This is a genomic window from Streptomyces sp. NPDC002698, assembly GCF_042888945.1.
In the GTDB taxonomy this organism is placed as follows: Bacteria; Actinomycetota; Actinomycetes; order Streptomycetales; family Streptomycetaceae; genus Streptomyces.
The window spans coordinates 13,871-25,803 of sequence record NZ_JBIAQM010000019.1 but is presented as its reverse complement, the minus strand read 5'-3'; the positions used below and the strand labels follow the sequence as shown (position 1 = coordinate 25,803).

The following is an 11,933-nucleotide window of genomic DNA, read 5'->3' as shown; positions in this document are numbered from 1 at the left end:
TCTTTCCTTCGGCTCAAGGACTCAAGGACTCAAGGACTCAGGGACTCAGGGACTCAGGCGGGCGGCCAGGTGATCCAGGACTCCGGTATCTCCGCGTCGAGACGGCGTACGTCCCGGGGCGCGAGAACCCGGCGGTGCAGCAGTCCGGCCGCGACGAGACGGGCCACGGCGATGGCACCCGGCGGGTTGAAGTGCGTGTTGTCCTGCTCGGTCGCGGTCCAGTTGAAGTACTTCTTCGTCTCCTCGACGCCGAGCCGCTGCCACAGCGCGATGGACAGGGCCTGGATGTCGAGGAGCGCCACGTGCTCGTCCGCGGCGAGCGCCCGCATCGACGCCGGGTAGTCGCCGTGCGTCGGCACCGCGTTGCCGTCCGCGTCGAACTTCCTGCGCTCCACCGGGGTGGCGAGCAGCGGCCGGGCGCCCCGGGCCCGCGCCCCGGCGACGTACTGCCGCAGGCAGTCCTGGAACGTCGTCCACGGCTCGGTGTAGCGCGTCGGGTCGGCGCTCTTCTCGTCGTTGTGCCCGAACTGGACGAGCAGGAGGTCGCCGGGCCGGATCACGTCGAGGATCGCGGCGAGGCGCCCCTCGTCGATGAAGCTCTTCGAACTCCGGCCGTTCACCGCGTGGTCGGCGACCACGACGTCCTCGCGGAGGAAGAACGGGAGGGCCATGCCCCACCCGGTCTCGGGTGCGGCGTCGGCGTACTTCTGGGCGGCGGTGGAGTCGCCGGCGATGTGGAGGGTGCGCGGCCGGCGGTGCGGGGCGGCGAGCGCGGGGCCCGCCGCGGCGGCGGCGAGCGGCAATGCGGCCACGGCCGCCGAGGTGACCTGTCTGCGCGTGAGGGACACGGGTGTGCGCCTTTCGACAGAGGGTTCGGCTGAGCTTTCCACGGGAGGTCCCGCCCGACGTTCCGGCAGAGGACCAGACGGAGGTTCCGGCTGACGACCAGGTGGAGGTTCCGACAGAGGGCCAGACGGAGGTTCCGGCTGACGACCAGGCGGAAATTCCGGCTGAGGTTCCGACGGAGGTGCGGAGACAGCCGCCGGACCCCCGGGCCGGCCGCGGCGCGACGCGCGCCACGGCCGGGCCCTGCGGGCGGACCGGGTCAGTGGTGGGCCTTCCAGTCGGCCTGCGCCTTGTTGAGCTGGTCGGCCAGCGTGTCCAGGAAGTCCTTCACGCTCATCTTGCCGAGCAGCACCTTCTGGAAGTTCGGCTCGTTGTCGGCCTTGGAGATGGTGTTCCAGTCGGGCAGGTAGTACGGCAGCTGCACGATCTTGGTGCCGGCTCCGTTCAGCGCCTCGGCGGCGAGCTTGGTCGGCTCGGCCTGCTGGATCCAGGCGTCCTTCGCCGCGTCGGTGTTCGCCGGAACCTGACCGGCCGACTCGTTGAACTTGGAGTTCTCCGCCGCCGAGACCGCGAACTCGATGAACTTCCAGGCGGCCGCCTTGTTCTTGCCGGACTTGAACAGGCTCAGCCCGTCGACCGGGTTGGAGATCTGCACCCGCGTGCCGTCGTCCAGCGTGGGATTCGGGATGCCGCGGAACTTGCCGGCGCCCAGCGCCTTCAGGTGGTCCTGGTAGGAGCCGAGGTTGTGGCTCAGCATGCCGATGGTGCCGCTGTCCCACTGCGCGACCATCTTGGTGAAGTCGTTGTTGACGTCGGCGGACGGGGTGGACTTCTTGTAGAGGGCGACGTACTTCTCCAGGGCCGCCACGTTCTTCGGGTCGTTGACGGTGGTCTTGTCGCCGTTCCAGAACGAGGTGATGCCGGTCTGGCCGTACGCCGCGTCCAGCGCCGGGGCGATGGAGCCCTCTCCGCCGCGGATGGTGAAGCCGAACTTGTTCCTGCCCGTGTCCGTGAGCTTCGCGGCCGCGTCGTAGAACTTCGACCAGGAGGCCGGCTCGTCCAGGCCCGCCGCCTTGAACAGGTCGGTGCGGTACCAGAGCGTGCCGTTGTTGGCGGAGGTCGGCACCTGGTACAGCGTGTCTCCGCCGCCCGCGGCCCGGCTGACGTCGAGCAGGTTCTGGCTCAGCTTTCCGTTCAGCGCGCTCTTCTCGATCCGGCTGTCCAGCGGCTCCAGCGCCCCCTGGACGGCGACCTCGGCGAGCATCGCGGTGCCCACGCCTCCGACGTCCGGCAGGCCGCCGCCCTGGATGGCGGTGTCGTACTTGGACTGGGCGCTGGCCGCCGGGATGCCGACGTAGTTGACCTTGATGTCCGGGTACTTCTTCTCGAAGTCGGCGATGATCTGCTTCCAGATGTCGGTGCGGACACCGCCGTTGTTGTCCCAGAAGGTGATCTCGCCCTTGCCCGAACCCTCGGTCCCCTTGTCCCCCGCGCTGCCGCTGCCGTCGTCACCACAGGCGGTGACGGTCAGCGCGAGCACGGATCCGAGGGCGACGGCCACGGCGGCACGCCGGGCTCCCCGCGGGCCGGTCTTCGGCGTACCGGCCCGCGGGGAACCGGTCTCCAGTGGGCTGCTCTCGAGTGGGCTTCTCTTCATCGCTCGGCTCTCTTCTCCTGGTTCCAACGGGTTGGTGGGCTCGGTGCGGTGTCCTCGGAGATCGGCGCCCGGCTGCTTCCGGAAGGGACGCGCCCTTCCCTCCCCATCCGGCAAGCGCTTGCTACGGAGGTGCTTCATTGCGGCTCCCAAGGCGGACGAACGACGGACGACGGCTGACGAGGACCCTCAGGGGGTCGGGGTGACACGGAAACGCGTGAACGTGGCGGCCCCCGCGTGGCCCGCGCCGGACGGCGCGAGCGCGAACAGGCCGAGCAGGGCGCCGACCCAGCGCCAGGGCGTGGCGGCGAAGACCTGCCCCGAGGGCTGCCGGCCGCCGCCGACGTCGTAGGAGAAACGGCAGCGGGCCCCCGCGCCGATCTCGATCCACAGCCGGGCCCGGCCCTCGGGCGCCGGGCGTGCCGGAGCGGCGTCACGCTCGCCCTCGCACCGCCCCGAGCGCACGGCGGGTGCCCCGACGGCGGCGGTCTCGGCGAACCGGTGCACGAGCAGCGCCGATCCGTCCGGCCCGCGCTGGAGGCCGATCCAGCCGAACGCGTCCCCGAGCACCGCGATCCCGGCCCGCGCCCCGGGCTCCTCGCTGTCGAGGCACAGGTCGACCTGGACGGTGGCGGCCGCGCCCGGCATCCGCTGGGTGAGGACATGGGGCAGTCGGCGCAGGTCGTGGGCGTCCGCCGTACGGACACAGGTCAGCCGGAGTCCGTCGCCGGAGTGCTGGGTGGCCCAGCCGTCCTGGGGGTTGGCGGTCCACTGCCACTGGCGCCCGAAACGGCCGCCCGGGAAGTCGTCGTCGGTGGCGGGTGCGGACGGCGGCTGGGACGGCAGGTCGGGCTTGCGGTGTACGGCCACGGGGGTGCCCCGGTCGCCGAGCACCGGCCAGCCGTCCTCGCCCCAGCGCATCGGCTGGAGGTGGACCACCCGCCCGTAGGGCCCGCGCTGCTGGAAGTGCGCGAACCAGTCCTCGCCCGCCGCCGTGCGCACCCAGCCGCCCTGGTGCGGGCCGTTGACCCGGGTGTCCCCCTGTTCCAGCACCACCCGCTCCTCGTAGGGCCCGAAGAAGCCGCGGGAACGGAAGGCACCCTGCCAGCCGGTCCCGACTCCCCCGGCGGGCGCGAAGATCCAGAACCAGCCGTCGTGACGGTGGACCTTGGGCCCTTCGAGGGTGAACCAGCCGGGAATCAGGTCGGCGTCGACGATCACCTTGCCCTCGTCGAGCAGCCCGGTGCCGTCGGGGCGCATCCGGTGCCCGGTCAGCCGGTTCCTCACTCCCGAACGGGACCTGGCCCAGGCGTGCACGAGATACGCCTCGCCGCTCTCCTCGTCCCACAGCGGGCAGGGGTCGATGAGCCCTCTGCCCTCCTTCACCAGGTGCGGTCGCGTCCAAGGGCCTCTGATCTGCGGGGCGTTGACCTGGAAGATGCCGTGGTCGGGGTCGCCCCAGAAGATCCAGAACCGGTCGTCGTGGTGACGCAACGCGGGGGCCCACACTCCGCAGTCGGGCCTGGGGTTCCTGAACTCGTGCGCGGGCTCCAGGCGTTGGAGAGCGTGTCCGACGAGGGTCCAGTTCACCAGATCCCGGGAGTGCAGCAGCGGCAGGCCGGGGGCGCGGCCGAAGCTGGAGGCGGTGAGGTAGAAGTCGTCGCCGACGCGCAGCAGATCGGGGTCGGACCAGTCGGCGTCGAGGACGGGGTTGCGGTAGGTGCCGTCACCGAGGTCGGCGGAGGGCAGGGCCATCAGGGGCTCACCGCCTTGCGGACCAGCGCGGCGGCCCCGCTCCGGTCGAGGGTGCCGTCGGCGACGACGGTGACGACCCGGCGTACGAGCGTCTCCCCCGCCTCGACGGCCAGCCGCTCGTCATGGGCCAGGGAGGAGCCGACGCCCGGGTACTCGGCGGTGCGGACGAACCACGGGTCACGGCGGGTCGCGCCGGTCGCCCCGGCGAGGACGAGCGTCCAGCCGGAGCCCGCGAGGGCGAGCCAGTCGGCGGGGCGCGCGTGCACGGCCTCCTCGCCCTCGGCGTCGGCGGTGAACACGTGCGGGGCGTCCTGTTCCTTGCGGGCCCGCCAGAAGAAGCCTCCGTAGGCCGCGCCCGGCCGTCCGTTGGTGGCGGGGCTGCCGATCGACAGACCACGCGCGGTGACGTTCGTGAGGGAGAAGGTGAAGTCCAGCGCCCAGGCGGTGTCGGTGAGGGCGACGGCCGCGACCGTACGGCGTTCCCGCAGCAGTTCGGTGCCCGCGGCCGTCCAGCGCAGCTCCTCCACGAAGCCGTCCGGGTCGCGCAGTTGGAAGCCGGCGTGCCGCTGGGCGCCGTGGTTGTCGAGCTCGGTCGGTCCCTGGTCGCGGACGTAGGTGCGCCCGCCCCAGAAGTTGTGCCCCTCGACGTCGGGTACGGCCACACCGACGCCGAGGTGGTGGGTGTGGTCGGCCGGGCTGAGCTCGGTGACGGCGGTGCCGGCCAGGGTGGTGACGGGGTGCAGGTACGGGCGCGGGGAGAGCCGGGCGGGGAGTGCGGGCCGGGTGACGTAGCGGGCGACGGGGCGGCCACCGATCCGCAAGACCATCGATTCGTCGTTCATGGGGTGCTCACCTCTTTCGGAAGCGCCCAGGAGGCGCCCAGCTCGGAGTAGAGGGCGAGGGTGTCGGCGGCGGCCGCGACGAATCCGTCGACGCCGGGCACGACACGACGCTGTTCGCCGGGGACCGTCTCCCAGGCGTCCGGGGGCAGCGCGACCGGGTCGGGGGCCTGCCGGATCGCCTCGACGACCTTCATGAAGGCGCCCGTCGACTCGGGCGGGACCAGCAGTGGGGCGCCGCCCGTCAGATGCCCGGCCAGGTTCTCCAGCAGGTCGGTACGGCCGTACTCGATCTCCTCGGGGCCGTGTCCGGACCGCTGCACGAGCACCCGGTCCTGCTTGTACCAGAAGGTGATCCGGCCGCCCGTGCCGTGCACCAGGACGTACGGTTCGCCGGGGCGTTCGGCGCAGAGCGTGGCGGCGACGGTGATCCGGCCACCGGTGGTCGTCACCCGCACGCACGAGGTGTCGTCGGACTCGATGTCGTTGGCGCGCAGCAGTTCGGTCCGGATGCCGGTGACGTCCTCGGCGCGGGTCGAGCCGTCCAGGGCGAGGGCCGTGGCGACGGCGTGGGCCAGCGGGTTCGTCAGGACCCCGTCGACGACGTCGACGCCGTCGAGGCGGCGCCTGCCCGCCCAGGGCGCGCGCCGGAAGTACGCCTCGTCGCGGACCCAGGCGCCCGCCCCGCCGATTCCGGTCACCCGGCCGATGGCGCCCTCGGTGATCAGTTCCCTGATCGCCGGCACGGCGTGCGAGCCGAGCGACTGGAAGCCGATCTGGCAGACCACTCCGGCCGCCGCCACTCCGTCGGCCATCCGCCGGAACTCGGCGTAGGACGGCGCGGGCGGCTTCTCCAGGAGCAGGTGGACGCCCTTGCCCGCGGCGGTCAGCGCGAGGTCGGTGTGGGTGGGGATGGGGGTGCAGATCACCGCGACGGCGGCGCCGGTGGAGTCGAGGAGGGCACCGAAGTCGGCGGACTGCTCGACGCGTCGCCCGCCCAGCTCCTCCTCGGTGAGCGGGGTCAGCTCGCAGACCCCGGCGAGGCGCACCAGGCCCTTGTCCTGGAGCCGGCGGATGTTGTCCAGGTGCCAGCGGCCGTGGCCCCGGGCGCCCGCGAGGACGACGGGCAGCGGGAGCCGGGCCGTCGTGCCCGCCCGGGCGGAACCGGCCGGCCGCGGGAGCCCGGGGGCCGTCGTCGCCCGGCCGCCGGGCGCGGACGGCCGGCTGCCGGGGTGCGGGCCGCCGCTCCGGCGCGAGGTGGCGGTCATCCCTTCACCGCCCCGGCGCTGAATCCGGTGATCAGCCATTTCTGGATGAAGGCGAAGACGACGACCACGGGGACGGCGGCCACGATGCCGCCCGCCGCGAGCGCGCCGAGGTCGACGCTGTCGGAGCTCAGCAGGGTGTTGAGGCCGACCGGGATGGTCTGCTTGCTCTGGTCGCTGAGGAACATCAGAGCGAACAGGAAGTGGTTCCAGGCGTGGACGAAGGCGAAGGAGCCGACGGCGATCAGCCCGGGCCGCAGCAGCGGGAGGACGACGATCCGGAAGGCGTCGAAGCGGTTGCAGCCGTCGACCCAGGCGGCCTCCTCCAGGGTGTACGGCACGTTCCTGATGAACCCGCTGATGAGGATCATCGACAGCGGAAGCTGGAAGACCGTCTCGGCGATGACGACGCTGACCAGCGAGTTGATCATCCGGAGCTCGGCGAAGATCTGGAAGAGCGGGACCAGGAGCAGGGCGCCCGGCACGAACTGGGAGCAGAGCAGCGCGAGCATGAAGCCGCGTTTGATCCTGAAGTCGAAGCGGGCGAGCGCGTAGCCGCCGGCGAGGGCGACGAGCGTGGTCATCACCAGGGTGGCGACGGCGATGATCACGCTGTTCTGGAAGTAGGTCCCGAAGCTGCGCTCGGTCCACACCTTGTCGAAGTGGTCCAGCGTCATGGGCCAGGGCACGAGGGAGGTGGATCCGGCGGGGCGCAGCGCGAAGAGCAGGATCCAGTAGAAGGGGACCAGGGTGAAGAGGAGGTAGCCGCCCAGGGGGACGTAGATCTGCCAGCGCGGGGCCTCGTCCCAGGCGCGGCGTTTCCTCGCCGTGCGCGGGCGGGGTTCCTCGACGGGCGGGGCGATTGCGGCCGGGGCGATGGTCCCGGCGTCCTTGGTGATCACTTGTCCCCGCCTCCGAACTTGCTCAGCCGCAGATAGACGATCGAGCAGAACAGCAGAATCACGAACGCGACCGTGGTGAGGGCCGAGGCGTAACCGAAGTTGTGCGCGTCGACGCTGGTGTTGGCGATGTAGAGCGGGAGGGTCGTCGTCTCGCCCGCGGGGCCGCCGCCGGTGAGGGTGTAGAGCAGGTCGACGTTGTTGAACTCCCACACCGCGCGCAGCAGGGTGGAGAGGATGATCGCGTCCTTGAGGTGCGGCAGCGTGATGTGCAGGAACTGCCGGACGCGGCCGGCTCCGTCGACCTCGGCGGCCTCGTACAGGTCCTTGGAGACGGACTGGAGGTCGGCGAGGATCAGGATCGCGAAGAAGGGCACTCCGCGCCACAGGTCCGCGACCACGGCCGCCGGGAAGACGGTCGAGGTGTCCGAGAGCCAGCTCGTCCCGTACGAGCCCATGCCCGCGTCGGCGAGGTAACGGGTGATGCCCGTCTGGGAGTTGTAGAGCAGCACCCAGATCGCGGAGGTCAGCACCCCGGAGACGGCCCAGGGCGAGAAGACCAGGGCGCGTCCGGCGGCCCGGCCGACGAAGGTCTGGTTGACGATCAGCGCGAGCGCCAGGCCGAACAGCAGCTGGAGGCCCACCTCGACGACGACCCACTTCGCGCTGAAGGCCAGGGTGTCCCAGAACTGGGGGTCCTCGGTGAAGGCGTGCGTGAAGTTGCCGAGGCCCGCGTAGCCGTTGCGCCACGGTTTGGTCGGGTTGTAGTTCTGCAGGCTGTAGTAGAAGACGCTGATGACGGGGTAGGCGATGAAGCCCAGCATCAGCAGCGCCGCCGGGGCGATCAGCAGATAGGGAAGCCTGCGCGGGGTCGCTGAGGCACGGCGCCGCCGGGGTGGCGCGGGCGGTTTCGCCACGGCTGCGGCTTGGGCCATGACTGTTCTCCGTTCGCAGTGGGGCAGGTACAGCGGGTACAGGAAGCGCTTGCTACGACCTCATGGGTCGGTCACGTCCACGTGCGGTGGTGGGGCCTCAGCCCGCGTACGGGTCCGGCACCTTGCCCGGGCGGGCCAGGAACGCGAAGTCGCAGCCGGTGTCGGCCTGGGTGATCTGGTCGTTGTAGAGCGCGCCGTAGCCTCGCTCGTACCGGACGGGCGGCGGGGTCCACTCGGCCCGCCTGCGCTCCAGCTCCGCGTCGTCCACGTGGAGCCGGAGTGACCGTGCCTCGACGTCGAGGGTGATCGGGTCCCCGCTCCGTACGAGGGCGAGCGGGCCGCCGACGTACGACTCGGGCGCCACGTGCAGCACGCACGCGCCGTAACTCGTGCCGCTCATCCGGGCGTCGGAGATCCGCACCATGTCCCGGACGCCCTGTTTCAGCAGGTGGTCGGGGATGGGCAGCATCCCGTACTCGGGCATGCCCGGACCGCCCTTGGGGCCGGAGCCCCGCAGCACGAGGACGCTGTCCGCGGTGATGCCGAGCGACGGATCGTCGATGGTCCGCTGCATGGTGCGGTAGTCGTCGAAGACGACCGCGGGACCGGTGTGCCTGAGCAGGTGCGGCTCGGCGGAGATGTGCTTGATGACGGCGCCGTCGGGGCAGAGGTTGCCGCGCAGGACGGCCACCCCGCCCTCGGCCGCGACCGGGTTCTCCCGGGGGCGGATGACGTCGTCGTTGTGCACCCGGGCGGTCGCCAGCTGCTCGCGCATGCTGTCGTGGGACACCGTGGGCCGGTCCAGGTGCAGCAGGTCGGTGATCCGGGAGAGGAACCCGGGCAGGCCGCCGGCGAAGTGGAAGTCCTCCATGAGGTACTTCTGTCCGCCGGGCCGCACGTCGGCGAGGACGGGCACGGTCCGGGCGATCCGGTCGAAGTCGTCCAGGGTCAGGGTGACCCCGGCCCGTCCGGCCATGGCGATCAGGTGGATCACGGCGTTGGTGGAGCCGCCGAGGCCGAGGACGGTCGTCACCGCGTCCTCGAAGGCCTCGGCCGTGAGGATGTCGGACAACACGCGGTCCTTGTGGACGAGTTCGACGATCCTGAGCCCGGCCGCGGCCGCCATCCGGTCGTGTCCCGAGTCGACGGCGGGGATGCTCGACGCGCCGGGAACGGTGACGCCGAGCGCCTCCGCGGCCGCTGTCAGCGTGGACGCGGTGCCCATCGTCATGCAGTGCCCCGGCGACCGGGCGAGCCCGCTCTCCAGCTCGGTCATCTCGCAGTCCCCGATGAGGCCCGCGCGCCTGTCGTCCCAGTACTTCCACATGTCGGTGCCGGACCCGAGGACCTCGTCGCGCCAGTGGCCCGGGAGCATCGGCCCGGCGGGCACGAAGACGGTCGGCAGGTCGACCGAGGCGGCGCCCATGAGCAGCGCGGGCGTGGTCTTGTCGCAGCCGCCCATCAGCACGGCCCCGTCCACCGGATACGACCGCAGCAGTTCCTCGGTCTCCATCGCGAGGAGGTTGCGGTAGAGCATCGGGGTCGGCTTCTGGAACGTCTCGCTCAGCGTGGACACCGGGAATTCGAGCGGGAATCCGCCGGCCTGCCACACGCCCCGCTTGACGGCCTGCGCGCGGTCGCGCAGGTGCACATGGCACGGGTTGATGTCGGACCAGGTGTTGAGGATCGCGACGACCGGCTTGCCCAGGTGTTCCTCGGGGAGGTAGCCGAGCTGCCGGGTCCTGGCCCGGTGGCTGAACGAGCGGAGCCCGTCGGTGCCGTACCACTGATGGCTTCTGAGCTCCTCGGGCCGTTTCACAGGGACCATCCGGCGGCTATGGCGGCGACCTCGGAACGCTCGCTCGCGGGCAGCGGTCTGCTCGGCGGGCGCACGTCACGGCGGCACAGGCCGAGCGAGGACAGGGCTTCCTTGACGACGGTGACGTTGTTCGCGGAGGCGTCGGCGGCGCGCAGTTCCTCGAAGCGCCGGATCCGCTCCCAGACCTTCATCGCGGCCGGGTAGTCGCCGGACCGGAGCGCCTCGATCATGTTCAGCGAGACGGCCGGGGCCACGTTCACCAGGCCCGAGGTGAACCCGGTGGCGCCGGCCGAGAAGTACGAGGGGGCGTACGGCTCGGCGAGTCCGGCCACCCACACGAACCGTTCGAGACCGGCGTCCCGCGCGAAGGACGCGAAGCGCGCCGCGTCGGGGACGGCGTACTTCACGCCGATGACGTTCGGGCAGGCGTCCGCGAGTTCGGCCAGCCGCGAACCCGCGAGCAGCGGATTGCGGATGTACGGCACGACGCCCAGCTCCGGCACGGACTCGGCGATCGCCCGGTGGTAGTCGACCCAGCCGCCCTCCGAGACGTACGGGTGCACGGGCTGATGGACCATCACCATCGGTGCGCCGAGGGCACGGGCGTGCCGTGCGGAGGCGACGGCGGTGGGCAGGTCGTGCCCGACGCCGACGAGGACGACCGCGCGGTCACCGGCCTCCTCGACGGTCAACTCGGTTATGGTGCGGCGCTCTTCGGGGGTGAGGGCGTAGAACTCGCCGGTGTTGCCGTTGGGGGTGAGGGTGCGGACGCCGCCGTCGATCAGCCGGCGCAGCAGGGCCCGGTGGGTGTCACGGTCGATCGTGCCGTCCTCGGCGAAAGGCGTCACCGGGATCGCCACGACCTCGGCGAGTGCGGCCCGTTGGGTCTCGAACGTCGCTGTCATTCCTGTCCGCCCTCTTCCTGGCCCTGCGGGAAGGCCCGTCGCACGAACGAGGCGATGTGCGCGTGCAGTGCCACGGCCGCGCCGTCGGCGTCACCGTCGAGGGCGAGACGCAGGATCTCCCGGTGCTCGTTCGCCTCCCGTTCCCAGGAGGGATCGGACGCCCAGGCGACCGCCGAGACGAGGGCCGCCTGGTCGCGCACCTCGTCGAGCATCCGGCCGAGCAGCGGATTCCCGCAGGGCGTGTACAGGGCCCGGTGGAACTCCCGGTTGGCCAGGGAGCGTTCGGCGGTGTCGGCGGCGGCGTCGGCACGGGTGAGCGCGTCGCGGGCGGCGTCGAGGGAGGCTCCCCGGCGCACCACCCGGCGCAGAGCCTCGGGTTCGAGGAGCAGCCGCACGTCGTACACCTCGCGCGCCATGTCCGCGTCCACCATGCGCACCGTGACGCCCTTGTACTGGTTCATCACGACGAGTCCGGTGCCGGCCAGGGTCTTGAGCGCCTCGCGCACCGGGGTCTTCGACACCCCGAACTGCGCGGCGAGGTCGGTCTCGACCAGGGCCTGCCCCGGTGTCAACTGCCCGGTGAGGATGCGGTGTTTGATCCCCTCCAGCACGAACTGCGTGCGGGACGGGATCGGGGTGGGCACAGAGGTCATGCGCGCCTCTCTGGTCTCACGTCTCGGATCACGGGAGCCGGGCACCGGTCGCGGACGCCGGTCCCCGGTCTCGCATATCGCGTCTCATATATGACGTACGAAGTACGACGCGTTGAAGGTAGGAGCGTGACCGTGTTTCGTCAACGCTTCCGGCAGAGGAAGTTCAGGAGACATGTGCGGCGCGGGCGCCGGAAGGCCCGGACTTCCTCCCCCGGGTCGAGGCCCGTCGGATGTTCGCTCTCGCGATGGCATCCGGGAGCACACGTACGGGCCGCCCGCTCGGCGGGCGGCCCGTGACGCGTCAGGAGGGCGGTGTTTCAGCGGGGAGGAGTGGATGGTGCCCCACGGGGGCGCGGGGCTTCG

The 11,933-nt window shown here is 71.5% G+C and carries 10 protein-coding genes; all 10 read right to left on the bottom strand.

Annotated elements, in window-relative coordinates; translation table 11 throughout:
• Positions 1–53: 53 nt before the first annotated feature.
• Positions 54–848: a rhamnogalacturonan acetylesterase gene (locus ACFYW9_RS24985; RefSeq protein ID WP_389154394.1), complete on the bottom strand. Its 795-nt coding sequence runs from the start codon at positions 846–848 to the stop codon at positions 54–56.
• 257 nt (positions 849–1,105) lie between these two features.
• The gene (locus ACFYW9_RS24980) at positions 1,106–2,503 is read right to left on the bottom strand and encodes a sugar ABC transporter substrate-binding protein (RefSeq protein WP_351874459.1); all 1,398 of its coding nucleotides are present in this window, start codon (positions 2,501–2,503) and stop codon (positions 1,106–1,108) included.
• Between the two features lie 186 nt (positions 2,504–2,689).
• Positions 2,690–4,255 carry a family 43 glycosylhydrolase gene (locus ACFYW9_RS24975; protein ID WP_389154389.1) on the bottom strand — a complete coding sequence of 522 codons (1,566 nt, stop codon included), beginning with the start codon at positions 4,253–4,255 and terminating at the stop codon, positions 2,690–2,692.
• Positions 4,255–5,097, bottom strand: coding sequence for a PmoA family protein (locus ACFYW9_RS24970; RefSeq protein ID WP_389154386.1), 843 nt, complete (start codon positions 5,095–5,097; stop codon positions 4,255–4,257). Before ACFYW9_RS24970 ends, ACFYW9_RS24975 begins: the two co-directional genes overlap by 1 nt.
• A complete protein-coding gene (locus tag ACFYW9_RS24965; RefSeq protein ID WP_389154383.1) occupies positions 5,094–6,362 on the bottom strand; it encodes a Gfo/Idh/MocA family protein in 1,269 nt (422 codons plus the stop codon). Before ACFYW9_RS24965 ends, ACFYW9_RS24970 begins: the two co-directional genes overlap by 4 nt.
• Complete coding sequence (locus ACFYW9_RS24960; RefSeq protein WP_389154380.1) at positions 6,359–7,261, bottom strand: carbohydrate ABC transporter permease; 903 nt, start codon at positions 7,259–7,261, stop codon at positions 6,359–6,361. The genes ACFYW9_RS24965 and ACFYW9_RS24960 overlap by 4 nt, the downstream gene beginning before the upstream one ends.
• Positions 7,258–8,193 (bottom strand): carbohydrate ABC transporter permease, encoded by a 936-nt coding sequence (locus ACFYW9_RS24955; protein WP_389154377.1) that lies wholly within the window; start codon positions 8,191–8,193, stop codon positions 7,258–7,260. The genes ACFYW9_RS24960 and ACFYW9_RS24955 overlap by 4 nt, the downstream gene beginning before the upstream one ends.
• Before the next feature lie 97 nt (positions 8,194–8,290).
• Positions 8,291–10,021, bottom strand: coding sequence for an L-arabinonate dehydratase (gene araD, locus ACFYW9_RS24950; RefSeq protein WP_389154374.1), 1,731 nt, complete (start codon positions 10,019–10,021; stop codon positions 8,291–8,293).
• Entirely contained in the window at positions 10,009–10,917 is a 909-nt protein-coding gene (locus tag ACFYW9_RS24945) for a dihydrodipicolinate synthase family protein (protein WP_389154371.1), read from the bottom strand. Before ACFYW9_RS24945 ends, araD begins: the two co-directional genes overlap by 13 nt.
• Positions 10,914–11,570: a GntR family transcriptional regulator gene (locus tag ACFYW9_RS24940; RefSeq protein ID WP_351874479.1), complete on the bottom strand. Its 657-nt coding sequence runs from the start codon at positions 11,568–11,570 to the stop codon at positions 10,914–10,916. The genes ACFYW9_RS24945 and ACFYW9_RS24940 overlap by 4 nt, the downstream gene beginning before the upstream one ends.
• Positions 11,571–11,933: the final 363 nt, after the last annotated feature.

Excerpts from the sequence above, each read along its gene's own strand:
- ACFYW9_RS24945 (WP_389154371.1), bottom strand. The coding sequence starts at position 10,917 with ATGACAGCGACGTTCGAGACCCAACGGGCCGCACTCGCCGAGGTCGTG.
- ACFYW9_RS24970 (WP_389154386.1), bottom strand. The coding sequence starts at position 5,097 with ATGAACGACGAATCGATGGTCTTGCGGATCGGTGGCCGCCCCGTCGCC.
- ACFYW9_RS24980 (WP_351874459.1), bottom strand. The coding sequence starts at position 2,503 with ATGAAGAGAAGCCCACTCGAGAGCAGCCCACTGGAGACCGGTTCCCCG.
- ACFYW9_RS24940 (WP_351874479.1), bottom strand. The coding sequence starts at position 11,570 with ATGACCTCTGTGCCCACCCCGATCCCGTCCCGCACGCAGTTCGTGCTG.
- araD (WP_389154374.1), bottom strand. The coding sequence starts at position 10,021 with ATGGTCCCTGTGAAACGGCCCGAGGAGCTCAGAAGCCATCAGTGGTAC.
- ACFYW9_RS24955 (WP_389154377.1), bottom strand. The coding sequence starts at position 8,193 with ATGGCCCAAGCCGCAGCCGTGGCGAAACCGCCCGCGCCACCCCGGCGG.
- ACFYW9_RS24965 (WP_389154383.1), bottom strand. The coding sequence starts at position 6,362 with ATGACCGCCACCTCGCGCCGGAGCGGCGGCCCGCACCCCGGCAGCCGG.
- ACFYW9_RS24975 (WP_389154389.1), bottom strand. The coding sequence starts at position 4,255 with ATGGCCCTGCCCTCCGCCGACCTCGGTGACGGCACCTACCGCAACCCC.